Origin of the sequence: Streptomyces sp. NBC_00414, from assembly GCF_036038375.1 — a bacterium.
Classification (GTDB): domain Bacteria; phylum Actinomycetota; class Actinomycetes; order Streptomycetales; family Streptomycetaceae; genus Streptomyces.
The window spans coordinates 8631988-8658264 of record NZ_CP107935.1 but is presented as its reverse complement, the minus strand read 5'-3'; the positions used below and the strand labels follow the sequence as shown (position 1 = coordinate 8658264).

Sequence of the window (26277 nt, the reverse complement as noted above, 5' to 3'; positions counted from 1 at the left end):
TGGGCCGGGCGCCCCCGGAGACACCTCGCGCCTCCCCGGCGGTCGTCGCCGATGCGCAATGAAAGTAAGGGGAACATCACGTGTGGCATGCCCTCACCTGGGAGGCCGCCGCCGTCGGGCGTTCGGTGCGCCGGTGCTTCGCCGAGGCCGGGCCGGAGCGCGACACCGCGGTCCAGTCCCTCAAGGCGGCGGGCGCCGCGCTGCTGGCCTGGGCGCTCGCCGGCTGGTGGTGGAACGCGCCGATGGCACTCCTGGCCCCGTGGACCGCGCTGTTCCTGGTGCAGAGCACCGTCTACCGTTCGCTGCTGACCGCCCTGCAGCAGGTCGTGGTGGTCCTCACCGGCACCCTGCTCGCCGCCGGCGCCCTCGCGCTGACCCACAACACCATGGCCGCGATGGCGCTGGCGCTGCCCCTGACGGTGCTGCTCGGCAACTACGCGCGGCTCGGCACCCAGGGCCTCTACGCGCCGACGGCCGCGCTGTTCGTCCTCGCCTACGGCTCCTACAGCGGCTTCGACATCATGCACCGGCTGCTGGAGACCCTGCTCGGAGCTGCCATCGGAATCGCCGTGAACGCCGGTGTCCGGCCGCCGGTCCACTCCCGCCGCGTCCACCATCTGCGCGGCCGACTGCCGCAGGACTGCGCCTACTTGCTGCACACGGTCGCCGACGGCGTCGAGGAGTCGTACGACCAGGAGCGGGCCCGCGGCTGGTACGACAGCGCGGTGCGGCTGACCGACGTGGTGACGGAACTGCGGACCGCGCGACGCTGGTCGGACGAGAGCGACCGCTTCAACCCGGGGCGCAGGCTGCGCCGTTCGGCCTCCGCGGCCGCGCCGCCGCCCGCCGACCGGGACTTCACCTGGGACCGGATCACCGAGCGCATCAGGGCTGCCACGCGTTCGCTGTCCGAGGCCGCCGCGCTCCCCGACCCCGTACCGGGCATCCTGTCGCCGCTGCTGCGGGCGGCCGGTGACGTCCTCGACTCGCGGGACGGCACGGCCGACGAGCGCCACCGCGCCCTGGACACGGCGACGGCGGCCCAGCACCGGCTGGCCTCGGTCGTGGCCGACGGCCGTCCCGGGACCGCGCCCGCGCTGGACGGTCTGATCACGGACCTCCGGCGGCTCCTTGAGGACCTGTCCCCGGTGGCCGACTCATGGGACGGCGAGACCTCACGCGACGCCCCGTGAGCAAGTGGGAGCCGAGGGTGCAAAGCCGTCGGGAACGAGCCACCCGGCGCGTCGGCGGGTGGTGCGGCAGGGGTTCGGCGGGCCAGCATGAGTCCGATCAGGGACGGTTACAGGGGCCGATGCCTGCACATACACTGGCGTCCCGCAGCACACCTCTTGACCAGCTAGAACACAGCGGTTGAGCCGATCCGGCGAAGCGAGGAGCGACCCGTTGTTCTATTACGTTCTCAAGTACGTGATCCTGGGACCGCTGTTGCGGCTGGTCTTCCGGCCCCGGATCGAGGGCCTGGAGCACGTACCGGCGACGGGCGCGGCCATCGTCGCGGGCAATCACCTGTCGTTCTCGGACCACTTCCTGATGCCCGCGATCCTCAAGCGGCGCATCACGTTCCTCGCCAAGGCCGAGTACTTCACGGGCCCCGGCATCAAGGGCCGGCTGACGGCGTTCTTCTTCCGCAGCGCCGGGCAGATCCCCGTGGACCGCTCCGGCAAGGAGGCGGGCAAGGCGGCGATCCGTGAGGGGCTCGGCGTGCTGAGCAAGGACGAGCTGCTCGGCATCTACCCGGAGGGCACCCGCTCGCACGACGGCCGCCTCTACAAGGGCAAGGTCGGCGTCGCGGTGATGGCACTGAGGGCGGAGGTGCCCGTCATCCCGTGCGCGATGATCGGCACGTTCGAGGCCCAGCCCCCGGGCCGGAAGATCCCCAAGATCCACCCCGTGGCGATCCGCTTCGGCAAGCCCCTCGACTTCTCCCGCTACGCGGGCATGGAGAACGAGAAGGCGATCCTTCGCGCCATCACCGACGAGATCATGTACGCGATCCTCACTCTCTCCGAGCAGGAGTACGTGGACCGGTACGCGGCCGACGTGAAGGCGGAGGAGGCGGCCGAGAAGGCGAAGGCGCGCAAGTTCCCGCGCATGCCGCTGCGCTGACGCTCTGCCCGCAGCAGATCCGCCGGGCACCGGGCGTCCGCGGCTCGTACGGTCGGTCCATGACACGAGCTGTGGTGATCGGGGCGACGGGACAGATCGGGCGGGCGGCCGTGGGCGCGCTGGCCCGGGACGGCTGGGAGGTGACGGCTCTCTCGCGAGGCGGCGTACCGGACGAGGAGCGGCCCGAGGACTGGCCCGACGGGGTACGGACCGCGCGGGTGGACCGCGCCGACGACTCCGCCCTGGCCGCCGCCGTCGGCGACGACTGCGACGTGCTGGTGGACATGGTGGCCTACGGACCCGAGCACGCACGCCAGTTGGCGGGTCTGGCCGGTCGCGTCGGATCGGCCGTGGTGATCTCCAGCGTGTCGGTGTACGAGGACGACAAGGGCCGTAACTTCGACTCGCAGGACGAGCCGGACGGGTTCCCCCGGTACCCGGTGCCCCTGGCGGAGGGCCAACGGACGATCACGCCCGGCGAGTCCTCGTACAGCACCCGCAAGGCGGGGCTTGAGCGTGAACTCCTCGCCGCCGCGGACCGGTTGCCGACCACGGTGCTGCGGGCGGGCGCCGTTCACGGGCCGCACTGCCGAACGCCCCGCGAGCTGTATTTCGTCAAACGCAATCTGGACGGCCGGGCTCGGCGCGTCCTCGCCTTCGGGGGCGTGAGCCGCTTCCATCCGGTGAGCGTCCACACCGTCGCGGAGCTGGTCCGGCTGGCCGCCGCGCGTCCGGGCACCCGCGTCCTGAACGCCGTGGACCCCGACGCGCCCACGGTGGCGGAGATCGCCGCTTCGATCGACGCCGTGATGGGAGCCGGACCCGAGACCGTCCTGGTCGACGGGCCCCCTCCGGCGCCGGGCGTGGGCGACACCCCGTGGTCGGTGCCTCATCCGGTGGTCTGCGACATGACGGCGGCGGAGCGGGAGTTGGGGTACCGGCCGGTGACGCGGTACGCCGACACGCTGCCGGAGACGATCGCCTGGATCGAGGGCCGGCCGACCGGGCGCCGACAGGACGGCGGGGGCCGGCGGGCCGACGGGGACTGGCGGGAGGCGTACCCGAAGATGTTCGCGACGTACGGCGACCTCTTCGACTACGCGGCCGAGGACGCCTGGCTGGCCGGGCGGGACGCCTGAGGCACGAACGCGAGAAGCGAGGCAAGGAGGCAGAGCGTGCGAAGGGGGCGGCCGTAGGAACGGCCGCCCCCTCCCCTCCGACTCCGGTACCGCTACGGCTTGGGCGTGGCGTGCGGCGTGCACGTCACATCGGCCGCGCCGACCTTGCCGGTGAGCAGGTAGGTGTCCACCTTCTCGTTGACGCACGGGTTGGCCAGCCCCGTCACACCGTGCGAGCCCGCGTCCTTCTCGGTGATCAGGCGGGAGCCCTTGAACCGCTTGTGCAGTTCGACGGCGCCTTCGTACGGCGTGGCGGCGTCACGCGTGGACTGCACGATCAGGACGGGCGGCAGACCCTTGCCGGTCTTCACGTTCACCGGGGTCTGCTGCTTGGCGGGCCAGGTCGCGCACGGCAGGTTCAGCCAGGCGTTGGCCCACGTCATGAACGGGTAGTTCTTGTGCAGCCTGCTGTTGTCGCGGTCCCACTTCTTCCAGCTGGTGGGCCACTTGGCGTCGGTGCACTCGACGGCCGTGTAGACGGCGTTGCCGTTCTCCGAGGCGATGTTGCCCGCCGTGTCGGTGAGGTCCGGCGCGGCGGCGTCGACGAGCGCCTGGGTGTCACCGGCGACGTACTTGCTGAAGACGGTCGCGACCGGCACCCACGAGGAGTCGTAGTAGGGCGCGCTCTGGAAGAAGCCGATGAGCTCGGCCGGGCCGACGACACCACCGATGGGGTTCTTCTTGGCGGTGGCGCGCAGCTTCAGCCACTGGGCCTGGACCTCGGCCCGGGTGTCGCCGAGGTGGAAGGCCGCGTCGTTCTTGGCGACCCAGTCCTGCCAGTCCTTCCAGCGCATCTCGAAGGCGACGTCCTGGTCGAGGTTGGCCTCGTACCAGATCTTCTCGCGCGACGGGTTGACGACGCTGTCCGCGATCATGCGGCGCACGTGGTTCGGGTAGAGCGTGCCGTAGACGGCGGCGATGTACGTGCCGTAGGAGACGCCCAGGAAGTTGAGCTTCTTCTCGCCGAGCGCTGCCCGGATGACGTCCAGGTCGCGGACGGTGTTCGGGGTCGTCATCTGCGGCAGCATCTCGCCGCTGCGCTCGGCGCAGCCGTCCGCGTACTCGGCGGCGAGCTTGCGCTGGGCGCGCTTGTCGGCCTCGGAGTCCGGCACCGGGTCCATCTTGGGCGCCTTCACGAACTCCTGCGGGTCGATGCAGGAGATGGGCGCCGAGTGGCCGACACCGCGCGGGTCGAAGCCCACGAAGTCGTACGCCTTCGAGGTGTTCACCCACAGCGGGTTCTTGTTGGTGACCCGGGTCGGGAAGCGCAGTCCGGAGCCGCCGGGGCCGCCCGGGTTGTAGACGAGGGCGCCCTGGCGCTCCGCCTTGGTGCCCGTGTTGCCGATGCGGTCGACGGCGAGCTTGATCTTCTTGCCGTCGGGCTTCGCGTAGTCGAGCGGCACGGTGACCCAGCCGCACTGGATGGGCTTCGCGATACCCCAGTCCGCCGGACAGTCCTGCCAGTCGATGCCGGCCTTGGCCGCGCGGGCGGCGGCGATCTCGGCGCCGCGCGTCTGGCTGACGTGGCTGTTCCGACCGTGGCGGGATTCCGCGTTGGCCGTCGGAGCCGCGACGGCACCGGCTATGAGTGTCGCGGTGACGAGCGCTCCGGCCGAGCCGAACGCCGTCACCTTTCTCATACCTCTCAAGAGAGTTCTCCCCCTACTGTCGTCGTGGTCAGTACGGGGGATCCTTTCGGCTGTGAGGTACCTGAGAACAGGGGCGATGTGTCTTCTTTGCCAATCCGATAACCGGAACATCTCTGTCCGTTGAGCGGTGATGTTCGTTTCGCCGATGCTTCGGCCGACGGTCGGACCGGCCTTCACCCCAGTAGCCGCAAGGCCTCGTCGAGGGTGCGGCGCAGCCGCAGCGCGTCGGTGGCGACGGCGGTCACCAGGGCTCCCGGCCCGGCGAGCGGGGTGAGCACGGCGCTGTCCCCCAGCAACCGCGGCTCGACGGGCCGCGACACGTACTCCGGCCGTACGACGAGGAGCTGCCCGAGCGCGCGGTGCCCGGCCAGCACGGCGGGCCCGTCCCATCCGCCGGGCGCCCCGGGACCGCAGGACAGCTCCTGATCGAGCAGGGGCTGCCCGTCGAGCATGACGGTGAGCCGGCTCGTCAGCCGCCCGGGCTCCTCCCCGACCCGCCCGAGAACCTGCTCCTCGCGGAACGTCAGCCGGGCGCCGGCCGCAAGGTCGACCCGAGTCGTGACAGACAGCTCACTGCTGCCCGCGGAGATCAACTGCTCGGGAAGCCAGCACAGTTCACCACCCTCCCCGACGGTGAGGCGTACGTCGTAGCGCGCCTCCCCCTTGGCCTGTCCCGGCAGCGCGATGGTGGCCGCGGCCGACCCGACGTGCAGGCGTGCCCCTTCGGCGACCTCGGCCATGACGGTGAAGTGGTCGCCGCCCAGCGGCCCGCTCATCGCGCCGACCAGCATGACCCGCGCCTCGGAACCGCTCGCCCGGGTCCGCCGCAGGGCGAGCGGGCCCTCGCCCTCCAGGGTGGGGAGCGCGGTGCCGCCCCGCCCGTCCGGACGGGCACCGATCCGCGCGGTGGCCCGCACCCCGGCCGATCCGGCCGTCACGCCGCCCACGCGGCGAGCTGCTCCCGCACCCAGTCGACGACGCCCTTGACCCCGTCCTCGGACCGCAGCGACTGGAACACGACCGGCAGTTCGCCCCGCTGCGCCTTCGCGTCGGCGGCCATCCGTCCGAGATCCGAGCCGACGTACGGGGCGAGGTCCGTCTTGTTCACCACGAGCAGGTCGGCGGTGGTGACCCCGGGCCCGCCCTTGCGCGGAATGTCGTCCCCGCCCGCCACGTCGATCACGAAGATCTGCGCGTCGACGAGCCCCTTCGAGAAGGTCGCCGTGAGGTTGTCACCCCCTGACTCGACGAGGATCAGATCGATCGGCCCGACCTCGTCCTCCAGGTCCTCGACCGCTTCGAGGTTCGCGGAGATGTCGTCACGGATCGCCGTGTGCGGGCAGGCCCCGGTCTCGACGGCGGTGATCCTCTCGGGCGGCAGCACGGCCTCCCGCAGCAGGAACTCGGCGTCCTCACGCGTGTAGATGTCATTGGTGACGACGGCCAGCGACCACTCGTCGCGCAACGCCCGGCACAGCGCGGCCACGGTGGCGGTCTTCCCGGACCCGACGGGCCCCCCGAGCCCGATCCGCAGAGCCCGCCGCCGCCCATCGGCCCGATGAGCATCGGCACTGACGGCCAGGGGCCCGTCGTGGGTGTGTTGATGATCGAGATGCATGACTACAACTCCAACGTTCGTCTTTCCAGCCCGTCCGGGGTTCGTCTTCGGCCCGTCCGGCGGTCGTCTTTCAGCCCGTCCGGCGTTTGAGGACGAGGCCGTCCAGGCCGATGGGGGGTCTGGGGGCGCAGCCCCCAGGTACGGGACGGGTAGGGGCGGCGGGGGCGAACCCCCTAGGACGCAAACAACCGCACAGCCCAGGCAGCATGCACCTCCGCCCCGATCTCCAACAGCGGAGCACCCCCCGCAGGCAACACCCCCACCCCACCCTCACCCGCACACCGAGCCCCCTCAACCGCCCGATGCGCAACGAGATCAACCTCAGGAGCCAACCGCGCCAACACCCCCGTCGCATCGAACGGATCAAGACTCAACAACCGCACCGCCGCGCTCGCCGGCCCACTGACACACTCGTACAGGGAGCAGTACGCGGCGTCCTCAGGCCCGAGCCCGGCAGCCCGTGCGACCACCCCGAGCACCACGGGCTGATGCGCGCCCTTGGGGAACCGCCCTGCCAGCGCGTCGAGTTCGGCGGACGGCCAGGTCGCCCGACCGGCCCGCATCAGCTGTCGGCCGAGCTTGCGTGCGGCAACCCGCAGAGCGGGCGAGGGCGTACGGGCGTCCGCGGCGCCGTCGAGTTCCACCGAGTCGAGACCGAGTGCTGCCGCCGCAGCGAGCGAGGCCGACACCAGCCCGGCGGTGTGCAGCCGCCCGCGGCAGAACTCCTCCAGGTCCGCCGCCCCGGTGATCCGGCCCGCCTTGACCGCCGCCTCGGCCCCGCCGGAGTGGGCATGCCCTCCGGCGGGAAACCGGCCGTCGGCCAGTACGAGCAACGCAGCACGCGACATGACGAACCTCAGAACGCTAAGTCGTTGTTGGGCCGGCAGGGGAGGCCGGGACAGCCAGGGCCGGGCCTCAGAACAGGAAATACCGCTGGGCCATGGGCAGTTCGGCCGCAGGCGTGGCCTCCACCAGCTCCCCGTCGATCGTGACGGCGAAGCTGTCGGGATCGACCCGCACCTGCGGCCGGGCGTCGTTCTCCCGCATGTCCGCCTTGGTCACCCCGCGCGTCGACTCGATCGGCACGAACCGCTTCCCGAGCCCGAGCCGCTCCGGCAGCCCGTCCTCGATCGCGATCGGCGCCACGAAGTTGAAGGAGTTGGACGCGGGCGCCCGCCCGATCGCCCCGAACATGGGCCGGGGCAGGATCGGTTGAGGAGTCGGGATGGACGCGTTGGCGTCGCCCATCTGCGCGTACGCGATCTGCCCGCCCTTGACGACGAGATGCGGCTTGACCCCGAAGAACGCGGGCTCCCACAGCACGAGGTCGGCGAGCTTGCCCGTCTCGACGGAGCCGATCTCGCGGGCAAGACCCTGAGCGACGGCAGGGTTGATCGTGTACTTGGCGACATAGCGACGTACACGATGGTTGTCCGCCCGCCCGTCCCCCGGCAGCGCCCCCCGGCGCCGCTTCATGACGTGCGCGGTCTGCCAGGTGCGCATGATGACCTCGCCGACGCGCCCCATCGCCTGGGCGTCGGAGGAGATGATCGAGATCGCGCCGAGGTCGTGCAGGATGTCCTCGGCCCCGATGGTGGTGGGCCGGATCCGGGACTCCGCGAAGGCCAGGTCTTCCGGCACCGCGGCGTTGAGGTGGTGGCAGACCATCAGCATGTCGAGGTGTTCCTCGGCGGTGTTGACGGTGTAGGGCCGGGTCGGGTTGGTCGAACTGGGCAGCACGTGCGCCTCGGAGACCACGGTCATGATGTCCGGCGCGTGCCCGCCTCCCGCACCCTCCGTGTGGTACGCGTGGATCGTGCGCCCCGCGATGGCGGCGAGCGTGTCGGCGACGAACCCGGCCTCGTTGAGGGTGTCCGTGTGGATGGCGATCTGGGCGCCGGTCCGGTCCGCGACGGTGAGCGCGGCGTCGATGACGGCGGGCGTGGAGCCCCAGTCCTCGTGGAGCTTGAGACCGAGGGCGCCGCCGCGCAGCTGGGAGAGCATCGCCTCCTCGGAGACGGTGTTGCCCTTGCCGAGGAGCCCGAAGTTGAGCGGGTACTGCTCCATCGCCTCCAGCATCCGGGCCAGGTGCCAGGGGCCGGGCGTGACGGTGGTGGCCTTGGACCCCTCGGCGGGCCCGGTACCGCCGCCGACGAGGGTGGTGATCCCGGAAGCGAGCGCCTCGTCGGCGATCTGCGGGCAGATCAGGTGCACATGGGCGTCGATGGCGCCGGCCGTGAGAATGCGCCCGTTGCCCGCGATGATCTCGGTCTCCGGCCCGATCACCAGGTCCGGGTGCACCCCGTCCATGGTGTCGGGGTTGCCCGCCTTGCCGATGCCGGTGATCCGCCCGTCGCGGATCCCCACGTCGGCCTTGATGATCCCCCAGTGGTCGACGATCACCGCGCCCGTGATGACCGTGTCAGGGGTGCCCTCGGCACGCGTCGCTCGCGCCTGCCCCATGGACTCACGGATGACCTTGCCGCCGCCGAACACGGCCTCGTCACCGGCGAGTCCGGGCCCGCCGGAACGATCCTCCTCGATCTCGATCAGGAGATCGGTGTCGGCGAGCCGGATCCGGTCGCCGGTGGTGGGGCCGAACAGGTCGGCGTACGCGGCACGCGAGATCTCAGGCATCGAGGGCTCCTCCGGTCTCGCCGCGCAGGCCCGGCACGACACGGGCACCGGCGATCGGTACGAGTTCGACCTCGACCGGGATGCCGGGCTCGAAGCGCACGGCGGTGCCCGCGGCGACGTTGAGCCGCTTGCCGTGTGCGGCGGCGCGGTCGAAGTCGAGACCGGGGTTGGCCTCGGCGAAGTGGTAGTGGGAGCCGACCTGGACGGGCCGGTCGGCTGCGTTGAGGACGGTGAGCCGGGTGACGGCGAGGCCTTCGTTGAAGGCGACCGGCCCGTCGGCGAACAGGATCTCTCCGGGAATCATGGCTGTCCCTCCCCCGTCAGACGATCGGGTCGTGGACGGTGACGAGCTTGGTGCCGTCGGGGAAGGTCGCCTCGACCTGCACGTCGTGGATCATCTCGGGGATGCCCTCCATAACGTCCTCGCGGGTGAGGATCTTGCGTCCGGAGGCCATGAGTTCGGCCACCGTACGGCCGTCCCTGGCCCCTTCGAGGATGTGCGAGGTGATCAGTGCGACGGACTCGGGATGATTCAGCTTCAACCCCCGGGCCCGGCGCTTCTCTGCCACATCGGCGGCCACATGGATGAGCAGCCTCTCCTGCTCGTGCGGCGTCAGTTGCACGGCGTCCACCTCACAGTCCTCGCTCCGGACCGTGCGGGGTCCGGCTGCCGCAGCCACCGTGACGGATCCCGTTCCCGTGTCCGCGGTACGCGACTGCGGTACGCGAAGACCTGAAAGCGCGACTCTGCACGCCCCGGCCCCCAAAACCCCTGGTGACATGGTGGAGGAGGCTAGTTGCGCAGAGTTTCAAACACGTTAACCGCCACGCGAGAAACCACGTCGCAACGGGGACGCCCCCCCGAGGCGCGCGACCTCCCGGGTCACGGGGAACACCACAATCTCCTGGGGCCCCAGGGAGCGGCCCAACCTTCTGGGAGGCGGGGAACGGCGCAGCCGTCTGGCGGCGCGGGGAACGGCGCAATCCTTCAGGGGCGCGGGGGACGGCGCAACCAGCCACGATCAACCCGCAGCCGACGTCCCCGCAGGAACAGCGGCCCCCATACTCATCAGCGCCCGCAACCCATCCTGCAAAACCTCCGCAGGCGCGGTCCCGAACAGCGCCTGCTGCGCGGCAAACCCCTGCGCCGCAGCGATCAGCGTCCTGGCGACATGCTCGGCAGGAACGTCCGCCCGCATCAGCCCCGCCTCCTGATAACCCTCGACGATCCTCACCCAGGCATCGCGCACCGTGCCGAACCCCTCACGCAGCACCGCCGACAACTCGCTGTCGCGGAGCGTCTCGGTCCAGACCTGGACCATCAGCCGGGGGAAGGACGCTTCTCCGTCCCAGGTCAGGCCGTACTTGCCCGCCTGGCCCCCCATCCCGAGCACCTGGGTCAGGACGAGGCCCACCAGCACGTCGGGCATCGGCGGCGGTGAGTGCCGGGCCGCGTCCTCGAAGGCCCCGCGGATGCCACCGAGGACCTCGGTGACGATCGCCGCGATCAGTTCGTCCTTGCCGCTGAAGTAGCGGTAGACGGCCCCCGCGGAGAGGTTCACCTCCTTCAGCACGTCCTGCATCGACGTGGCATGGAACCCGTTGCGGGCGAAGCAGCGGGCCGCGCCGTCGAGGATCTGACGGCGACGGGCGTCGAGGTGTTCCTGGGATACGCGAGCCATGCTCAAAAGCTAAAACGAACATTCCTTCTTGACAAGTCCGGGACCCGGCGAGACAGTGGCCCCACAACTTAAAACGAACGATCCTTCTTTTTAGTCCAGGCGCATCCGGCCCCCGCCGGGGCCCACATCCGAACCCCGTCCGCACCCCATCCGAATCGAGGGAAGAAGCATGTCCGCCGCCTCCGCTACGCCCACGACGCCGACCTCGGGAGCCGCACCGCTCCAGGAGCCGTCGCCACCGCCGGCGCGGCAGCCGTCACCGCAGTCGCACCGCCGCAACATCGCAGCCGTCGTGCTGCTGATCCCGGTCCTGGCGGCCCTGGCCCTGTGGGCCTTCGCCTGGCCCGCGGCCCGTACCGCTCCCCACGATCTGCCGCTCGGGTTGGCGGGTCCGGCGACCGCGACCGCCAAGGTGCAGAAGCAACTCGAAGCCCACGAGGGTGCCTTCGAGATCCACCGCTACGCGGACGAGGCCGCCGCCCGGGACGCGATCGAGGACCGGACCGTATACGGTGCGGTCGTCGTCACCGCACAGGGACCCAAGCTGCTCACCGCTTCGGCGGCCGGCCCGCTCGTGGCGCAGTCGCTTCAGCTGGCCGTGGCCCAACAGGCCGGTGAGACCCCGGTGAGGACCGTCGACGTCGTACCCGCCTCCCCGGACGACCCGCGCGGCGCGGTCCTGACGTCGAGCGTGCTGCCCATGACGCTGGCCGGTATCGCCGCGGGAGCCGTGGTGACCCTGCTGGGCCTGCGCGGCCGGCGCGCGGTCGCCGCGCTGATCGGCGCGGCCGTGGTGGTCGGTACGGTGGCCGCCTTCATCGCGGGCAACTGGCTCGGGGCCTTCACCGGGGGCTGGTGGCCCGAGGCGGGCGCGCTGGCGCTCTCGACGCTGGCCGTGAGCGCTGCCGTCGCGGGCCTCGCGGCCCTGATCGGCACGCCGGGGATCGGGGTCGGCGCGTTCGTGCTGATGATGCTCGGCAACCCGTTCTCCGGGGCGAGTTCCGCGCCCGAGATGCTGCCCGCGCCGGTCGGTGTGATCGGCCAGTGGCTGCCGCCGGGGGCCGGGGCCTCGCTTCTGCGCTCGGTGTCCTTCTTCGACGGGGCGGCGGCGTCGGGGCCCGCGTTGACGTTGGCCTGGTGGGCCGCGCTGGGGCTGGGGGCGGTTCTGCTGGGCAGCGCGCTGAAGCGGCGTAGGTCGCCTGCTCCCACCGGCTGATCGCGGGCCCTGTCGTCCACCCGCCCGGAACCGACCGTGCACCTCCGCAGTAGCGGACGGGGGTGCACGGTCCTTTTTGCATGCCTGCGCTTGGTCGTCGGGGGCGGGTGGGCGGGGCTGGTCGCGCAGTTCCCCGCGCCCCTGGGTAAGCGACAGCGAAGGCAGCCCGTTCAGTGACCCCAGGCCGGGGGCCGAACAACAACTGAGGAGCCCTCACCCACCCAGGGACGCGCGGACCTTGATTGCGAGGAACCGAACACACCCACCCAGACCCCCACCCACCCAGAGGCGCGGGGAACTGCGCGACCAGCCCCGACGCGGCCGCACCCGGCGACGTGGCCGAGCCACCCCTAGGTCGCCCCCGACCCCCGCGTCTCCGCCGCGATCCCGAACCGCTGCCGTTCCCCGGAACCGGAGGCCGAGGCGGAAGCGGCAGCGACCCCGTGGACGCCGGAGACCGAGCTGATCACCCGCTCCTCCCCCACCGCATCGAGCTTTTCGAGTCGCTCCAGGTCAGCCGCGGACACCAGGGCGACGAGGGGCTTTCCGTGCCGCGTCACGACGACGCGCTCGGCGCCGTACACCACGCGGTTGATCAGGTCGGCGAGCTCAGCCCTGGCTTGCGTCACCGGAATCTCGTAGGCCATGCTCCCCAGCTTACGTGGCGCCCGTTACGTCCGTGAGGTCCAGGAAGAAACGAGAAACAGCAGGTCAGAGGCTCCTAGCCGGTCGTCCGACGCGCAGCCCATGAGACCTGCGCGAGACGGCGCGACCCGATGGACCCTCACCCAGGTCGCTCGACCGATCGCCGCGGACCAAGCCGCGCGGAAGCGAATGCGAGTCCGTCGCCGCCCCGATCGTCGAACTCGTGGCAGTTCCGCATTACGCGCACCCCGACCACCCACGGCCGGTGTTTTCCACCGGGTCTCCATGAGAAATACATGGGGGCGACAACTTCCGTTCGAATGCGGGTGGTGGCAAATGTCGGGGATTCGGCAACGCTCGCCAAACAGGGAAAAGGAACGCGGTCGACGCAATAGGCCTCAATAAGAAGCAATGGAGTTCCGTCATCCGGCCCCATCCGCCCCGGCGCTGTACCGGCGCGCTCCCAGACCCCGGGCGCCGGGTGGTCAGAAGTGGCCTCCGGCCACCACAATCGAGCAGGAACAGCAGCTCAGCGCCCATGATCCCAGAAAATCGAGGAATGGCGCCTCCATTCCGACCCTTTGTGATCGAACTGGCGGAAAACGCCCAAACATTCACGTCACGCGAGCTTGCGTACCGCAGACGGAGGACCGCCTTCCCGGGTGAATCTCGATAAAGGTCACTCTCGCCATTCGATTACAAACAGGAAGAATTGCGAGTCCTATGGAAATAGTCCGGAAATCGCTGCCGGTCCAACGGCAAGCGGCACGGACGACTGCTTCACCTGAGCCAGAGGAAATCCCCGTCATGAACAGGAAACAGACCACCGTCCTCGTCGCCCTCCCCGCTCTCTTTGCGAGCGCGGTACTCTTCCTCGGCGCTCCGGCCGGCGCCTCGGCGCCGGCCTGTACCGCGGGCACCGCCGGTGTCGCGGGGGCCAACGGCAACGCCGGTCATCCCAACGGCTTCCCCGGCACCGCGGGTGGCGCCGCGACGGGAACCGGGGACTGCGCCGGTGGCGCGGGAGGCCCCGGCGGCAACGGGGTCCTGGGCGGTGTCGGCGGTAAGGGCGGCAACGGTGGCGCCGGCCTGGGCAGCGGTTCCGGCGGGGCGGGCGCTCTGGGCGGCAACGCGGGCCCCAACGGCGCCGCAGGCGGTAACGGCGGCACCGGCGCTGTCGGCGGCCTGACCGGCGCCGGCGGTGCGGGCGGAGCGGGCGGCGTGGGCACCCAAGGAGGTGCGGGCGGTATCGGCGGGGCCGGCGGCAGCTCCGGCGCCAACGCCGGCGCGGGTGGCCTCGGCGGCCTCGGCGGCGCCGGAGGATCCACCGGCGGTGCGGGCGGCAACGGAGGCAAGGGCGGGACCGGCCACGGTGGTGGCGCGGGCGGCAACGGCGGCGCCGGCGGCGTCAACGGCTTCGGCAACGGAGGCAAGGGCGGCAAGGCCGGCAACGGCGGAAACGGCAGCTCGGGCGGCGCCTACCCGGGTGGTGCCGCAGGTATCGGCGGGGCCGGCGGTCTGAGTTCCGGAGGCATCAGCAACTTCGGCGGCCAGGGCGGCGCCGGGGGCAACGGCGGTGCCAAGTCGGGCGCCGGCGCCGACGGCGCCTGCGGGATCGGCGGCGCCGGTGGCAACGCAACCGGCGGCATCCTCTTCCAGGGCGGTGCCGGCGGTGCCGGCGGTGCCGGCGGGACCTTCGGCGGCGGCAGCCCCTGCGCGAACGGAGCCGACGGAACGCCGTGACCCACCGCACCGGGTGGCCCCGCGTCGTCCCTCCGCAAGGACACCCGGTGCGTCCCGGGGTGTGACGGCAACACCCTGAACACCACGTCACTGAGAGCCGGTGCGCCGACTCTCAGTGACTCTTGCCGTCGCGCGGCCCGCGCCGCCTGACGGCCCGACTCCGACGAGGCACCGCGGACCGTTTCACCCCTGGCGAACGCACACAACTCCTCCGACCTGCTGTTTCCGGCGAACTCCTGGGGCATGCTCTCCACATGACGTCTTGTACGTCTTGTACATTTTTTACAGAACCTCTGCCGGAGGAGGCACGCGCCATGACCCGACCGTCCGACCGACCGTCAGCCCGCCACGTCCTACCCGAGTTCACCGAGCGCACCAGTTCGGGCACGCGGACCATGGACCCGTACTCCAAGCTCCTCGAAGAGCGGATCGTGTTTCTCGGGACGCCGATCGACGACACGTCCGCGAACGACGTGATGGCGCAGTTCATGCACCTTGAGTACCAGGCACCCGACCGGGACATCTCCCTCTACATCAACTCCCCCGGCGGTTCCTTCAGCGCGATGGCGGCCGTCTACGACACGATCCGGTTCGTCGGTTGTGAGGTGGAGACCGTCTGCCTGGGGCAGGCCGCGTCGGCCGCGGCGGTGCTGCTGGCGGCGGGCACACCGGGCAAGCGGTACGCGCTGCCGGGGGCCCGCGTGCTGATCCACCAGCCGTTCCTGTCCGAGCCGGTCCGGGGACAGGCGTCCGACCTGACCATCCAGGCCGACGAACTGCTGCGCACCCGCGCGCGGATGGAGGAGATGCTCGCCCGGCACACGGGACAGAGTCGGGAGCGGATCGGCGCGGACATCGAGCGGGACAAGATTTTCGACGCCCGGGAGGCGCTGGAGTACGGGCTGGTGGACCGGATCGTCCCCGGCCGCAAGTCCGCCCTCGGCGCATCCGGCGCGAGGTGAACCGCCGATGTTCCCACCCGAGTTGCCCCCGCTGCCGGCCCTGACGCGGGCCGAGGCCGAGCTGATCGACCGCTATCTGGAGGTGGTCGACCTGCTCGGCCGGATCAACCCGGCGCACTCCGGCGACACCTACGGGGGGCTGCGCGCGGCCCAGGCGCTGGTAGGCCGGGCCACCGCGCTGCGCGACGCCCTGGCCCTGATGCACCAGCGGGGCGAGCACGAGGTGCACGCGGGAACCCTCGCGCGGGCTCTGCGCGTCCTTGACGGTGAGCGCCGGGCGGGCCGGGTCGCTCTGCCGCCCGGCTCCGACACCTGACGTACCCCCCTCGGCCGGGCGTCACGCAGGCACTTGACGAGACGTCCGCGCCAGGGTTGAAACGGACCAGAAGGCGTACCCCCGATCGGCGTATTCGGGGCTGCCTTCACAAGCCCCTGGGAGTTGCGCAACGCGCGTACCTCCGGGGCGGAATCAACCATTCCGGTGCTGGTGCGGGGGTCCTTGCGGCTCTCGACGCCCAGCCGTAGAAAGGGCTGTCCACCCGAACGGGTGAGTGGTGAGTAAGCCCACAAATCGCCGATTCCGCTCGGCTTTTGGGACATCAGTGCGTCAAGATCCCTCCGACGACAAGCCCCCGCCAGAAGCGGCGGGGCGGTCCGGGCGGACGCCGAGTCCTGCCGCTGCCCGGATGACCGGTCGACAGAAGTGCATCGGCAGGAGTGGAGGACCCAGGCACGACGGGCCGCCGGAGAGATCCGAGTGGCCCTTGGGGTGAAGCCGCAGCAGCGGCCGGGCAACTTCGCCAGCCCGAATCCGACAGGTCATCCTTCACAGGCGGCTGACGAAGGGTTGCGCATGACTGCGCTCAATCGTGTCCCGTCGCTGTTCAGCAGGGCCGGTACCGCATCGGTCCTCACCATCGCCGCCGTAGGCGGCGGCATAGTGGCCCCTGGCTTCGCGTCCGACGCGGAAGCGGCCACTCCCGCGACGAAGGCACTCAAAGTGGCGGCCTCCAAGAAGGGTGCCCCGTACAAGTACGGGGCCGCGGGGCCCAAGCGCTTCGACTGCTCCGGCCTCACGCTCTACTCGTTCAAGAAGGCGGGCAAGAACCTGCCCCGCACGGCCGCGGCCCAGTACAACAAGACGAACCACGTCTCCTCCTCTAAGCGCAAGCAGGGGGACCTGGTCTTCTTCCACTCGGGCCGGAACGTCTACCACGTGGGCATCTACGCCGGGAAGGGACGGATCTGGCACTCCCCGAAGACCGGGGACGTGGTGAAGCTCCAGAAGATCTGGACGAAGAGCGTCTGGTACGGCCGGGTCAGGTGATCTGCCCGCGGGACGGCCGCGGCGAGCGCCGCGGCCGTCCCGTGCGGTCCCCGGGCGTGTGATGCGTGAATTCGGCGGCCGAATGGTTACTCGTTCGACCATGGCCGAACCGCACCACCACGAGGAGCGCGACGAGACCCGGCTCGAACGCGCCGACCGGAACTTCAACGAGCTCCTCCAGGAGCTGCGGGTCACCCAGACCGGCGTCCAGATCCTCTTCGCCTTCCTGCTGACCCTCGCCTTCACCCCGCGGTTCCCGTCCCTCGACACCGTGCAGCGGACCACGTACGTCGTCACCCTGCTGCTCTCGGTCCTGGCGGCCGCGCTCTTCACGGCCCCTGCGGCACTGCACCGCCGGCTGTTCCAGCAGGGCGCCAAGCCCCAGGTGGTGAATGCCTCGTCCCGGCTCGCACAGCTCGGCCTGGCCGTGCTCGGGCTGGCTCTCGCCGGTTCCGTGCTGCTCGTCGTGGACGTGGCGGTGGACCGGACCGAGGGGATCGTGGCCGGGGCGACCACCCTGCTCCTGTGCGTCGGGCTGTGGGAGGTCCTGCCCTACCTGGTGAAACGGGCCGCCGACAAGACCTCCGACAAGAGCGCGCGGGACGAGTAGCCCGCGCGGAGCTCAGTCGGCCGGAACCGGCTCCACCGGTACCGTCCAGGGCAGCATGATCGACACGGTCTTCCCGCCCTCTCTGGTGGGCCGGACCGTGAGCTTGCCGCCGGACTCCGCGGTCAGCCAGCGGATGATCACCATGCCGCGGCCGTTGTCCTGCTGGACTGCGGCGGGCAGCCGCTTCGGAAAGCGCGGGTGGCTGTCGGTCACTCCGATGCGCAGTTGCTCGTCGCGGTCGAGCACGATGTCCACCGTGAAGGTGGGTGACAGCCCGAACGTGTGCTGTACGGCGTTCGTCGCGAGTTCTGAGACGATGAGCCGCACCGTGTCGGCCGCCTCCGAGTCGGACGGCAGTCCCCATTCGGCCAGGACGTCGGTGACATACGTCCGGGCGGCGGAGACCGAGGCGGGATCGCTCGGCAGAGTGACGGATGCTTCCTGGTGATCTGCCATGCGACGTCGTCCCTTTCCCACGGGACCGGAGTCCGACCGAAGCGGATGACTTCGAGTCGGTACCGGACTGGTGCTTGCGCCAGAGTGCCACTACCTCGGCGTTCGTGGTGCCGATCCACCAAGATATGCATATATCTGTCGCTCGAAGCGGTGAACTCTGCAACGGTCGACCGTATTTGGGCGGGCAACCGGTTTGTCCTCTACCGTCGGCGTGACGCCGGACGCCATAGCGTCCGCGCGACGGTCGGAAGGAGACGGCCATGCAGTACGGCCCCGCGGTGCGCCGACGTAAACTCGGCGCCGAACTTCGTGCCCTGCGTGCCCTCGCGGGCCTCACGAGCGGCGAGGCGGCCCGCCTCGTGGGCTGGCACCAGTCGAAGGTCAGCCGGATCGAGACCGGCCGCAGCGGGGTCAAGCCCACGGACGTACGGCTGCTCCTGGACGCGTACGACGTCCGGGACCCTGAGCTGCACGAGTTGCTCGTCGTGCTGGCGGGCTCGGACAACGACGGCCGGCACCACTGGTGGCACGCCTACCGCGGCCTGCTGCCGTCGACGTACAGCGATTTCATCAGTCTTGAGGCGCAGGCGGGGTCCATGCGGACGCTGGAGAACTCCGTGGTGCCGGGCCTTCTGCAGACGCCGGAGTACGCCCGCGAGGTGACGCGGGCCGCGGTGGACGGGGCGCACGACGGAAAAGTGGACGCGCTGGTGGAAGTGCGCCTCGCGCGCCAGGAGGTGCTGCGTTCGAACAAACCGCTCCGACTTAGTGCCGTTCTGGACGAGGCGGTGCTGCGGCGGACCGTCGGCGGGCCGGAGGTCATGGCACGGCAGTTGGACCGGCTGCGGGAGGCCGCGCAACTCCCTCACGTGCGGATTCAGGTGCTTCCCTTCGGAGTTGGGGCTCACGTCGGCGTCACCGGGCCCTTTGTTATTTTTTCGTTTACGAACAGATCTGATCTGGACGTGGTTGTTCTCGACCACTTGACGAGTAGCCTCTATCTCGAACAGAGAGAAGACCTCCAGTCGTACGAAGAGGCCTTCAACTCCCTTCAGGGCCAGGCCCTTTCGCCCGCGGACACGTTGGATTTCATCGCCGGTGTAGCTGACGGCGCATAAGGAGGCACCATGCCCGCCACGCCTCGGTACGTACCTTCCAGCACCCTTCTGCACGGCGTGCGGTGGCAGCGCAGCAGCCGCAGCACGGGAATGAACAACTGCGTCGAGACGGCCCGGCCGGACTCCGGCCCGTGGGCCGGACTGCTCGCGGTACGCGACTCCAAGAACGCCTCGGGGCCCGCTCTTGTCTTCGCCGCCGCGGCCTGGGAAGGCTTTATCGGCTCGCTTCGATGATCACGCCGACGGCCCGGCCGAGCTGCCCGTCCGTGAGATCCGCGCGGGCCGTGAGCCGCAGCCGTGAGATCCCGTCCGGTACCGACGGGGGACGGAAGCAGCCGACGGCCAGACCCGCCTCCCGGCAGTCCGCGGCCCAGCGCAGCGCCCGCTCCGGGGAAGAGGCCCGCACGGAGACCACCGCGGCGTCGGGCCGTACGGCTTCGAGACCCGCGGCCGTCAGCCGCTCGTACAGCGCTGTGGCCACCGCACGCGCGCGCGTGGCCCGTTGCGGCTCCCTGCGCAGCAGACGCAGGGCCGCGAGGGCCGCGCCCACCGACGCGGGGGCCAGACCCGTGTCGAAGATGAAGGTGCGGGCCGCGTTCACCAGATGGTCGATGACGTGGGCCGGTCCGAGGACGGCACCGCCCTGGCTGCCGAGCGACTTCGAGAGGGTGACGGTGGTGACGACGTCGGGCGCGCCCGCGAGTCCGGCCGCCCACGCGGCGCCCTGCCCGCCGTCGCCGAGGACGCCCAGACCGTGGGCGTCGTCCAGGAGCAGCGCAGCGCCGGGTCTGCCGGAGTCACCGGGTTCGCCGGATTCCCGGCAGGCGGCGGCCAGCGCGGACAGGGGTGCCGCGTCGCCGTCCACCGAGAAGACCGTGTCGGAGACGACGAGCGCGGGCCCGGTGCGCGTGTCCAGCGCCTTGCGGACGGCGTCGGGGTCGGCGTGGGCGACGACCTGAGTGGTGCCCCGCGCGAGACGGCAGCCGTCGATCAGCGAGGCGTGGTTGCCCGCGTCGGAGACGATGAGCGAGCCGTGCGGCGCCAGCGCGGTGACGGCGGCGAGGTTGGCCGCGTACCCCGAGGAGAAGACGAGCGCGGACTCGAAGCCGCAGAACTCGGCCAGCTCGGCTTCGAGCTCGGCGTGCAGTTCCGTGGTGCCGCTGACGAGCCGGGAGCCGGTGGCGCCGCCGCCCCAGGCACGGGCGGCGCGCGCGGCGCCCTCCGTGACCTCGGGGTGCCGGGCCAGGCCCAGATAATCGTTCCCGGCGAGGTCGAGGAGCGCGGAGTCGGCGGGGCGCGGCCGCAGGGTACGGACGAGTCCGGCCCGGCGGCGTGCCCGCGCCTGCTCGTCGATCCACTCGAACGGCGATCGGGCCATGTGTCCTCCGGGCCATGATGCGGGGTGTGGGTGAGGGTGTCCCATGGGGCCCCGACACACGACTTTCCGCCCGGCCGTCCCCACTGCCTTGTGCAGGCAACGCACAGATGCCTTTTGTAGGCAACGCACAGACCCTAGCCGGACCACCAGCCGCCCATGATGTGGCAATACCCACACGTCGAACCGTCTCTGTTGTCCGGTCCCTCCTTGGCCCGGCGCGGTCGGATAGGCCAGGATCGGACCTCATGGACCTGCTGAACACGCTGCTGGACAAGGGGCTTCGGCGCGAGCTGCCGACCCGCGAAGAGGCACTGGCCGTGCTGGCCACCTCCGACGACGAACTCCTCGATGTGGTGGCCGCGGCCGGCAAGGTACGCCGCCAGTGGTTCGGCCGACGGGTGAAACTCAACTACCTCGTCAACCTGAAGTCGGGCCTGTGCCCCGAGGACTGCTCGTACTGCTCGCAGCGGCTCGGCTCGAAGGCCGAGATCCTCAAGTACACCTGGCTGAAGCCCGACCAGGCCTCCGAGGCCGCGGCGGCCGGGCTCGCGGGCGGCGCCAAGCGGGTGTGCCTGGTGGCGAGCGGGCGCGGCCCGACGGACCGTGACGTCGACCGGGTCTCGGACACCATCAAGGCGATCAAGGACCAGAACGAGGGCGTCGAGGTGTGCGCCTGCCTCGGGCTCCTCTCGGACGGCCAGGCCGAGCGGCTGCGCGAGGCGGGGGCCGACGCCTACAACCACAACCTCAACACGTCCGAGGGGACGTACGGGGACATCACGACCACCCACACGTACGCCGACCGGGTGGACACGGTCCAGAAGGCGCACGCGGCGGGTCTGTCCGCCTGTTCCGGTCTGATCGCGGGCATGGGCGAGAGCGACGAGGACCTGGTCGACGTCGTCTACGCGCTGCGGGCGCTCGACCCCGACTCGGTCCCGGTGAACTTCCTGATCCCGTTCGAGGGCACCCCGCTCGCCAAGGAGTGGAACCTCACCCCGCAGCGGTGTCTGCGCATCCTCGCGATGGTCCGGTTCGTCTGCCCGGACGTCGAGGTGCGCATCGCGGGCGGCCGCGAGGTCCATCTCCGTACGATGCAGCCCCTCGCCCTGCACCTCGCCAACTCGATCTTCCTCGGCGACTACCTCACCAGCGAGGGCCAGGCGGGCAAGGCCGACCTGGACATGATCACGGACGCCGGGTTCGAGGTGGAGGGCACGGGCGAGGTGACGCTCCCGGAGCACCGCGTCGCCGCGCACGCGGGACCGGGATGCGGCTCGCACGCGGACGCGGCCAGTGACGCGGGGTGCGGCTCGCACGGGGGCGGCGGCTGCGGCTCGGCGGGCCAGGAGCAGGCCCAGGCCCCGAAGGAACCGGTCTCGAAGGAACCGGTCTCCGCGGCGCGTACGGACCTGGTCTCGGTACGCCGTCGGGGCGCCGGAACGGATCTCGCGCCCAATGCCTGATCTGTCCCCGCCCGACAGGGCCGTGCGTGAGCTGCTCGAACTGGACCGGCGGCACGTCTGGCATCCGTACGGGCCGATGCCCGGCCGGCAGGAACCGCTCGTCGTGGAGTCGGCGAGCGGGGTGCGGCTGCGACTGGCCGGCGGCGGCGACGAGCTGATCGACGGCATGTCGTCCTGGTGGTCGGCGATCCACGGCTACAACCACCCGGCGCTCAACGAGGCGGCCCGCGACCAGCTCGGCCGGATGAGCCATGTGATGTTCGGCGGGCTCACGCACGAGCCCGCCGTACGACTGGCGAAGCGTCTTGTCGACATGTCACCCGAAGGGCTTGAGCATGTCTTCCTGGCCGACTCGGGCTCGGTGTCCGTCGAGGTCGCCGTCAAGATGTGCCTCCAGCACTGGCGTTCGCTCGGCCGACCCGGCAAGCAGCGCCTGCTGACCTGGCGCGGCGGCTATCACGGCGACACCTGGCAACCGATGTCGGTGTGCGACCCCGAGGGCGGGATGCACGAGCTGTGGCAGGGCGTGCTCCAGCGCCAGGTCTTCGCCGACGCGCCACCGGTCGCGTACGAGGAGGCGTACGCCGAGCATCTGCGGACGCTGATCGAGCGGCACGCGGACGAACTGGCCGCGGTGATCGTGGAGCCGGTGGTGCAGGGCGCGGGCGGGATGCGGTTCCACTCCCCCGCGTATCTGCGGGTGCTGCGCGAGGCGTGCGACGCGCACGACGTACTGCTCGTGTTCGACGAGATCGCGACGGGCTTCGGGCGTACGGGGGCGCTGTTCGCGGCTGGGCACGCGGGGGTGACCCCGGATGTGATGTGCGTCGGCAAGGCGCTGACCGGCGGATATCTGACGATGGCGGCGACGCTGTGCACCTCGCGGGTGGCTGACGGGATCTCGCGGGGCGAGGTACCGGTTCTCGCCCACGGCCCGACGTTCATGGGCAATCCCCTCGCCGCCGCCGTGGCCTGCGCCTCGATCGACCTTCTCCTCGGCCAGGACTGGCAGACCGAGGTCAAGCGCATCGAGACGGGTCTGCGGGACGGTTTGGCGCCGGCGGCGGAACTGCCCGGGGTCCGGGACGTACGCGTCCTCGGTGCCATCGGGGTGGTGCAGTTGGACCACGAGATCGACATGGCGGCGGCGACCCGGGCGGCGGTGCGCGAAGGCGTGTGGCTGCGGCCGTTCCGGGACCTCGTCTACACGATGCCGCCGTACGTCACCGGTGACGCCGATCTGGCACGGATCACGGCGGCCGTGTGCGCGGCGGCGCGGGAGGGTTGAGGGCTGACATGACGGTACTGGTGATCACGGGGACGGGCACGGAGGTCGGCAAGACCGTCACTACGGCCGCCGTGGCCGCGGCGGCCGTCGCGGCCGGGCGGTCGGTGGCCGTGCTCAAGCCCGCGCAGACGGGTGTGCTGCCGGGTGAGGCCGGGGACGCCGACGAGGTGGTACGGCTCGCCGGGGCGGTCACGGCCGTCGAACTCGCCCGCTATCCCGAGCCGTTGGCCCCCGCCACGGCTGCCCGGCGGGCCGGTCTCGCGCCGGTGGGGCCCGCGGAGGTGGCCGAGGCCGCGGGCAAGTTGGCCGCCGATCACGACCTCGTGCTGGTGGAGGGGGCGGGCGGGCTGCTCGTGCGGTTCGACGACGAGGGCGGCACGCTCGCGGACGCGGCGCGGTTGTTGGGGGCTCCTGTGGTGGTGGTGGCCTCCGCCGGGCTCGGGACGCTGAACACGACGGAGCTGACTGCTCGCGAGCTGCGTTTTCGACAGCTCGAACTGCTCGGCGTCGTCATCGGCAGCTGGCCCGACGAGCCGGATCTGGCGGCGCGTTGCAATGTGGTGGATCTTCCGGTGGTGGCGGGGGTGCCGTTGTTGGGGGCTCTGCCCGGGGGTGTGGGGCGGCTCTCGCCTGCGAGTTTCCGGAGCGGGGCGGGGGGTTGGCTTGCGCCGGGGCTCGGGGGGAGCTGGGATGTGGAGGCGTTCACGGCCGAGTGCCAGCGCTTCTGAACAGGGGGGGTGGCTCGGGCCGGTGGTGAGTCGCGGGTCGAGTGTGGCCGATCGCGCCGTTCCCCGCGCCCCCAGAAGACTGCGCCGTTCCACGCACCCCTGTTTGGGGGCGCGGGGAACGGCGCGATCGGCCCCCATCTGGGCGCAGATGACGGACGACCTCCCGGCTGGGGCACTTTCACTCCTCCGCTGCCAGGAGTCTGACCAGTTCGATCCGGGATCGTATGCCGAGGCGGTTGAAGACACCCCTCAGGTGATGGTCGATGGTCCGCGGACTGAGCAGCAGCCGGGCCGCGATCTCCCGATTGGTCGCCCCCTCGGCGGCCATCCTCGCCACCGTGAGCTGCTGCGCGGTCAACAGCCCGGCCATGCTCCGCGCAGCAGCCTGCGCCCGCGCCGGCTCCCCCAGCGCCCGGAGCTCCGCCCGAGCCTCGGCCGCACAGTGCGGCGACCCGAAGTACTCGAAGGCCTCAAGCGCGCTGTGCAGCCGGTCCCGCGCCTCCGTGCGATTGCGCAGCCTGCGCAGGGCCCCGCCGAACAGCAGCTCCGTACGGGCACGTTCGAAGTCCCGGGTGCCGCCCGCGTGGAGGTCGAGGGCCGTCCGGTAGTGGTCGGCGGCCTCGTGCCCGGTGGCCAGCAGGCCCCGGCAGCGGGCGCTCAGCGCCAGGTCGTCCGCGCTGCGCACAACGCGAGCCCACCGGTCGTAGTCGGCGTGGGCCCTGCGCGCGACCCGGGTGTCGCCGGTACGGACGGCGGCTTCCACGTAGTGCGGGGTGGCGAGGTGGCGGACGGCCCGGTGCCCGTGCCCGGGACCGAATCCGGCGAGCGCGCGCAGCCGGGACGCGGACGCCGCGTAACGGCCCATGCTGAGGTCGAGGAAGGCGAGCGCCCACAGGGCGAGCGCGGCGGGGAGCCCGAGGCCGTGCTCCAGGGCGTGTGCGCGGGCCAACGCGGCGCGCGCCCTGCACAGTTCCTCGTCCCCGGTGACGGCCGCGAACATGGCGAGGGCCGCCTGGAGATGGCAGGCCCCGTTGTCCTGCCCGGTGGCGTACGCCTGCCGCAGTGCCTCCAGCGCGGCGGCCCCGGCGGATCGCGGGCGGCCCGTCCAGAACTCGGCGTACGCCTGGAACTCCATGGCCTGCGGAACGGTCGCGGGCTCGCCCACGGCACGGGCCGAAGCGGCGGCCCGGACGGCCGCGGACGCGGCGCGGGTGTGGTCGCCGAGCAGCAGCGCCGCGATGGAGGAGTGGATGAGGGAAGTGGGGTCGCCGCCCGGTCCGCAGCGACCGGCTGCCGCTCTCAGCAGGTCGCGGGCGTCCTCGTACCGCCCCTCGAACGCCGCGGTCAGTCCCCCGAGCGTGCCGGGACCCGCGATGCCGAGCCGGGCGGCGACGGCGGCGGCCTCCCGGCAGCGGCGCAGGTCGCCGGTGTAGATGGCGGCTTCGGTGGCACGTGCCACCAGGTGCGCGGCGGTGCCGGAACCCACCGGGCGCCCGCCCCGGGTTCCGCCCGCGCCCTCGGCCAGGGCCCCCCGGGTTCCGCCCGCGCCCTCGATCAGGACTACCCGGGTTCCGCCCGCGGCTTCGATCAGCGCGTCGAAGGCTTCCGTGGCGTTCCCCGCGCGTAGAGCGAGCAGTCCGCCGAGCCCGTCGACATCCCCGTGGGCGGCCAGGCGGCGGGCCCGGTCGCCGTCCCCGGAACGCCAGGCGTCGGCGGCGGCCCTGGCCAGCAGGCGCGGGCGTTCGCGCGGGTCCGGGGTCAGGGCCGCCGCCCGTTCCAGGAGCCCGCAGGCCAGGGCGTGTTCACCGGCGACGCGTGCCTCGTGGGCCGAGGCGCGCAGTTCCGCCGCGAGGCGCCGGCTGGGGCCGAGTGCCGCGGCGGCGCGGTGCCAGGACCGGCGGGGTGCCTCGCCCTCGCCGCGCAGGACCCGGGCGAGGAGGCGGTGCGTCTCGCGCCGGTCGACCGCGGACGCCGTCTCGTAGGCGGCGATACGGGTCCAGGGGTCCCGGAACACGACGCCGGCTGAGGTCGCGCGGGCGAGCCCGGCCGCTTCGGCGTCGTCGAGGAGGCCGGTGTCCAGGCGGGCCGCGGTCACCGCCCGTTGGTAGGCGTGCGTGGCGATCGGGTGCTGGTCGGCGGCGGCGATCAGCAGCAGGCGCCGGGTGTCCGGGGCGAGCGAGCGCAACTCGGGCCGACGGGACCGCAGAAGGCCGGGCACCGCACCGACGGGGTCGGCCGGGAGCGGTTCGAGACCGGCCCGTTGGCGCTCGCCGAGGGCGTCCGCGAGCTCCGCGGCGGCGAGCGGATCACCGTGCGCGGCGCACAGCACCCTGACCCGAACGCCCTCGGACAACGGCGTTCGCGTGGGGGGCCGCGAGGCGTTGCCCGGTTGTTCCGGGGCGTTCATGAGGGGCGGTGGCGAATGGTGCGGGAGAGGCGGGGGGTTCAC

General features: G+C 71.5%; 26 protein-coding genes and 1 riboswitch. Of the genes, 14 read left to right on the top strand and 12 right to left on the bottom strand.

The features are described 5' to 3' along the window. Positions 1-80: 80 nt before the first annotated feature. The 3 genes from OHS59_RS37715 (at position 81) to OHS59_RS37705 (ending at position 3266) form a co-directional block, all read left to right on the top strand. On the top strand, positions 81-1193 hold the full coding sequence (locus OHS59_RS37715; RefSeq protein WP_328497810.1) for an FUSC family protein: 1113 nt from the start codon (positions 81-83) through the stop codon (positions 1191-1193). Between the two features lie 211 nt (positions 1194-1404). After that, a complete protein-coding gene (locus tag OHS59_RS37710) occupies positions 1405-2127 on the top strand; it encodes a lysophospholipid acyltransferase family protein (protein WP_328497809.1) in 723 nt (240 codons plus the stop codon). Positions 2128-2198: 71 nt separating this feature from the next. After that, on the top strand, positions 2199-3266 hold the full coding sequence (locus tag OHS59_RS37705; RefSeq protein WP_328499513.1) for an NAD-dependent epimerase/dehydratase family protein: 1068 nt from the start codon (positions 2199-2201) through the stop codon (positions 3264-3266). Positions 3267-3358: 92 nt separating this feature from the next. Here OHS59_RS37705 and OHS59_RS37700 read toward each other — a convergent pair whose 3' ends face one another. The 8 genes from OHS59_RS37700 to OHS59_RS37665 form a co-directional block, all read right to left on the bottom strand. Beyond that, entirely contained in the window at positions 3359-4945 is a 1587-nt protein-coding gene (locus OHS59_RS37700) for an alpha/beta hydrolase (RefSeq protein WP_328497808.1), read from the bottom strand. 182 nt (positions 4946-5127) lie between these two features. Next, positions 5128-5901, bottom strand: coding sequence for an urease accessory protein UreD (locus OHS59_RS37695; RefSeq protein ID WP_328497807.1), 774 nt, complete (start codon positions 5899-5901; stop codon positions 5128-5130). Beyond that, positions 5889-6572: an urease accessory protein UreG gene (ureG, locus tag OHS59_RS37690; RefSeq protein ID WP_328497806.1), complete on the bottom strand. Its 684-nt coding sequence runs from the start codon at positions 6570-6572 to the stop codon at positions 5889-5891. Before ureG ends, OHS59_RS37695 begins: the two co-directional genes overlap by 13 nt. Before the next feature lie 173 nt (positions 6573-6745). Beyond that, positions 6746-7420 (bottom strand): urease accessory protein UreF, encoded by a 675-nt coding sequence (locus tag OHS59_RS37685; protein WP_328497805.1) that lies wholly within the window; start codon positions 7418-7420, stop codon positions 6746-6748. A gap of 67 nt (positions 7421-7487) precedes the next feature. After that, positions 7488-9209, bottom strand: coding sequence for an urease subunit alpha (locus OHS59_RS37680; protein ID WP_328497804.1), 1722 nt, complete (start codon positions 9207-9209; stop codon positions 7488-7490). Then, the gene (locus OHS59_RS37675; RefSeq protein WP_265648811.1) at positions 9202-9513 is read right to left on the bottom strand and encodes an urease subunit beta; all 312 of its coding nucleotides are present in this window, start codon (positions 9511-9513) and stop codon (positions 9202-9204) included. The genes OHS59_RS37680 and OHS59_RS37675 overlap by 8 nt, the downstream gene beginning before the upstream one ends. 16 nt (positions 9514-9529) lie before the next feature. Further along, a complete protein-coding gene (locus OHS59_RS37670; protein WP_107018782.1) occupies positions 9530-9832 on the bottom strand; it encodes an urease subunit gamma in 303 nt (100 codons plus the stop codon). Between the two features lie 399 nt (positions 9833-10231). Further along, on the bottom strand, positions 10232-10891 hold the full coding sequence (locus OHS59_RS37665; RefSeq protein WP_328497803.1) for a TetR/AcrR family transcriptional regulator: 660 nt from the start codon (positions 10889-10891) through the stop codon (positions 10232-10234). A gap of 169 nt (positions 10892-11060) precedes the next feature. Here OHS59_RS37665 and OHS59_RS37660 point away from each other — a divergent pair, with 169 nt between their 5' ends. After that, the gene (locus OHS59_RS37660) at positions 11061-12107 is read left to right on the top strand and encodes an ABC transporter permease (protein WP_328497802.1); all 1047 of its coding nucleotides are present in this window, start codon (positions 11061-11063) and stop codon (positions 12105-12107) included. Between the two features lie 350 nt (positions 12108-12457). Here the strand turns inward: OHS59_RS37660 and OHS59_RS37655 are convergent, their stop codons facing one another. After that, positions 12458-12754 (bottom strand): type II toxin-antitoxin system Phd/YefM family antitoxin, encoded by a 297-nt coding sequence (locus OHS59_RS37655; RefSeq protein ID WP_328497801.1) that lies wholly within the window; start codon positions 12752-12754, stop codon positions 12458-12460. A gap of 805 nt (positions 12755-13559) precedes the next feature. On the opposite strand from OHS59_RS37655, the gene OHS59_RS37650 reads away from it, so the two are divergent. The 5 genes from OHS59_RS37650 to OHS59_RS37630 all read left to right on the top strand — a co-directional run bounded on the left by OHS59_RS37650 (position 13560) and on the right by OHS59_RS37630 (position 17394). Further along, on the top strand, positions 13560-14495 hold the full coding sequence (locus OHS59_RS37650) for a hypothetical protein (protein ID WP_328497800.1): 936 nt from the start codon (positions 13560-13562) through the stop codon (positions 14493-14495). 314 nt (positions 14496-14809) lie between these two features. Next, positions 14810-15457, top strand: coding sequence for an ATP-dependent Clp protease proteolytic subunit (locus OHS59_RS37645; protein WP_328497799.1), 648 nt, complete (start codon positions 14810-14812; stop codon positions 15455-15457). A 7-nt stretch (positions 15458-15464) separates the two neighbouring features. Continuing rightward, positions 15465-15773, top strand: coding sequence for a hypothetical protein (locus OHS59_RS37640; protein ID WP_328497798.1), 309 nt, complete (start codon positions 15465-15467; stop codon positions 15771-15773). A 378-nt stretch (positions 15774-16151) separates the two neighbouring features. Beyond that, a riboswitch (cyclic di-AMP (ydaO/yuaA leader) is annotated at positions 16152-16307 on the top strand. 3 nt (positions 16308-16310) lie between these two features. Further along, positions 16311-16784: a C40 family peptidase gene (locus OHS59_RS37635; RefSeq protein WP_328497797.1), complete on the top strand. Its 474-nt coding sequence runs from the start codon at positions 16311-16313 to the stop codon at positions 16782-16784. Between the two features lie 100 nt (positions 16785-16884). Next, complete coding sequence (locus tag OHS59_RS37630) at positions 16885-17394, top strand: DUF6328 family protein (RefSeq protein WP_328497796.1); 510 nt, start codon at positions 16885-16887, stop codon at positions 17392-17394. Between the two features lie 12 nt (positions 17395-17406). Here OHS59_RS37630 and OHS59_RS37625 read toward each other — a convergent pair whose 3' ends face one another. Then, positions 17407-17850: an ATP-binding protein gene (locus tag OHS59_RS37625; protein ID WP_328497795.1), complete on the bottom strand. Its 444-nt coding sequence runs from the start codon at positions 17848-17850 to the stop codon at positions 17407-17409. Positions 17851-18110: 260 nt separating this feature from the next. On the opposite strand from OHS59_RS37625, the gene OHS59_RS37620 reads away from it, so the two are divergent. Together OHS59_RS37620 and OHS59_RS37615 are read left to right on the top strand one after the other, a co-directional pair. Then, positions 18111-18968, top strand: coding sequence for a helix-turn-helix domain-containing protein (locus tag OHS59_RS37620; RefSeq protein WP_328497794.1), 858 nt, complete (start codon positions 18111-18113; stop codon positions 18966-18968). A gap of 9 nt (positions 18969-18977) precedes the next feature. After that, a complete protein-coding gene (locus OHS59_RS37615; protein WP_328497793.1) occupies positions 18978-19202 on the top strand; it encodes a DUF397 domain-containing protein in 225 nt (74 codons plus the stop codon). Here the strand turns inward: OHS59_RS37615 and OHS59_RS37610 are convergent. Beyond that, on the bottom strand, positions 19183-20346 hold the full coding sequence (locus OHS59_RS37610) for an 8-amino-7-oxononanoate synthase (protein WP_328497792.1): 1164 nt from the start codon (positions 20344-20346) through the stop codon (positions 19183-19185). The genes OHS59_RS37615 and OHS59_RS37610 overlap by 20 nt on opposite strands. Positions 20347-20591: 245 nt before the next feature. Here OHS59_RS37610 and bioB point away from each other — a divergent pair, with 245 nt between their 5' ends. Genes bioB through bioD form a run of 3 tightly spaced genes read left to right on the top strand, consistent with a single transcriptional unit; the run spans position 20592 to position 23828 of the window. Further along, a complete protein-coding gene (bioB, locus tag OHS59_RS37605; protein ID WP_328497791.1) occupies positions 20592-21812 on the top strand; it encodes a biotin synthase BioB in 1221 nt (406 codons plus the stop codon). Beyond that, a complete protein-coding gene (locus OHS59_RS37600) occupies positions 21805-23100 on the top strand; it encodes an adenosylmethionine--8-amino-7-oxononanoate transaminase (RefSeq protein ID WP_328497790.1) in 1296 nt (431 codons plus the stop codon). The genes bioB and OHS59_RS37600 overlap by 8 nt, the downstream gene beginning before the upstream one ends. 8 nt (positions 23101-23108) lie before the next feature. Further along, complete coding sequence (gene bioD, locus OHS59_RS37595) at positions 23109-23828, top strand: dethiobiotin synthase (protein ID WP_328497789.1); 720 nt, start codon at positions 23109-23111, stop codon at positions 23826-23828. Positions 23829-24006: 178 nt separating this feature from the next. On the opposite strand, the gene OHS59_RS37590 is transcribed toward bioD, so the two are convergent. Beyond that, a complete protein-coding gene (locus OHS59_RS37590) occupies positions 24007-26235 on the bottom strand; it encodes a helix-turn-helix transcriptional regulator (protein WP_328497788.1) in 2229 nt (742 codons plus the stop codon). Positions 26236-26277: the final 42 nt, after the last annotated feature.

What these genes read in the sequence shown, in the direction of transcription:
- OHS59_RS37655 (WP_328497801.1), bottom strand. Translation starts at nt 12,754, where the DNA reads ATGGCCTACGAGATTCCGGTGACGCAAGCCAGGGCTGAGCTCGCCGAC.
- OHS59_RS37590 (WP_328497788.1), bottom strand. Translation starts at nt 26,235, where the DNA reads ATGAACGCCCCGGAACAACCGGGCAACGCCTCGCGGCCCCCCACGCGA.
- OHS59_RS37625 (WP_328497795.1), bottom strand. Translation starts at nt 17,850, where the DNA reads ATGGCAGATCACCAGGAAGCATCCGTCACTCTGCCGAGCGATCCCGCC.
- OHS59_RS37630 (WP_328497796.1), top strand. Translation starts at nt 16,885, where the DNA reads ATGGCCGAACCGCACCACCACGAGGAGCGCGACGAGACCCGGCTCGAA.
- OHS59_RS37685 (WP_328497805.1), bottom strand. Translation starts at nt 7,420, where the DNA reads ATGTCGCGTGCTGCGTTGCTCGTACTGGCCGACGGCCGGTTTCCCGCC.
- OHS59_RS37610 (WP_328497792.1), bottom strand. Translation starts at nt 20,346, where the DNA reads ATGGCCCGATCGCCGTTCGAGTGGATCGACGAGCAGGCGCGGGCACGC.
- OHS59_RS37675 (WP_265648811.1), bottom strand. Translation starts at nt 9,513, where the DNA reads ATGATTCCCGGAGAGATCCTGTTCGCCGACGGGCCGGTCGCCTTCAAC.
- OHS59_RS37700 (WP_328497808.1), bottom strand. Translation starts at nt 4,945, where the DNA reads ATGAGAAAGGTGACGGCGTTCGGCTCGGCCGGAGCGCTCGTCACCGCG.
- OHS59_RS37600 (WP_328497790.1), top strand. Translation starts at nt 21,805, where the DNA reads ATGCCTGATCTGTCCCCGCCCGACAGGGCCGTGCGTGAGCTGCTCGAA.
- OHS59_RS37650 (WP_328497800.1), top strand. Translation starts at nt 13,560, where the DNA reads ATGAACAGGAAACAGACCACCGTCCTCGTCGCCCTCCCCGCTCTCTTT.
- bioB (WP_328497791.1), top strand. Translation starts at nt 20,592, where the DNA reads ATGGACCTGCTGAACACGCTGCTGGACAAGGGGCTTCGGCGCGAGCTG.
- bioD (WP_328497789.1), top strand. Translation starts at nt 23,109, where the DNA reads ATGACGGTACTGGTGATCACGGGGACGGGCACGGAGGTCGGCAAGACC.
- OHS59_RS37660 (WP_328497802.1), top strand. Translation starts at nt 11,061, where the DNA reads ATGTCCGCCGCCTCCGCTACGCCCACGACGCCGACCTCGGGAGCCGCA.
- ureG (WP_328497806.1), bottom strand. Translation starts at nt 6,572, where the DNA reads ATGCATCTCGATCATCAACACACCCACGACGGGCCCCTGGCCGTCAGT.
- OHS59_RS37635 (WP_328497797.1), top strand. Translation starts at nt 16,311, where the DNA reads ATGACTGCGCTCAATCGTGTCCCGTCGCTGTTCAGCAGGGCCGGTACC.
- OHS59_RS37680 (WP_328497804.1), bottom strand. Translation starts at nt 9,209, where the DNA reads ATGCCTGAGATCTCGCGTGCCGCGTACGCCGACCTGTTCGGCCCCACC.
- OHS59_RS37640 (WP_328497798.1), top strand. Translation starts at nt 15,465, where the DNA reads ATGTTCCCACCCGAGTTGCCCCCGCTGCCGGCCCTGACGCGGGCCGAG.
- OHS59_RS37665 (WP_328497803.1), bottom strand. Translation starts at nt 10,891, where the DNA reads ATGGCTCGCGTATCCCAGGAACACCTCGACGCCCGTCGCCGTCAGATC.
- OHS59_RS37645 (WP_328497799.1), top strand. Translation starts at nt 14,810, where the DNA reads ATGACCCGACCGTCCGACCGACCGTCAGCCCGCCACGTCCTACCCGAG.
- OHS59_RS37615 (WP_328497793.1), top strand. Translation starts at nt 18,978, where the DNA reads ATGCCCGCCACGCCTCGGTACGTACCTTCCAGCACCCTTCTGCACGGC.
- OHS59_RS37620 (WP_328497794.1), top strand. Translation starts at nt 18,111, where the DNA reads ATGCAGTACGGCCCCGCGGTGCGCCGACGTAAACTCGGCGCCGAACTT.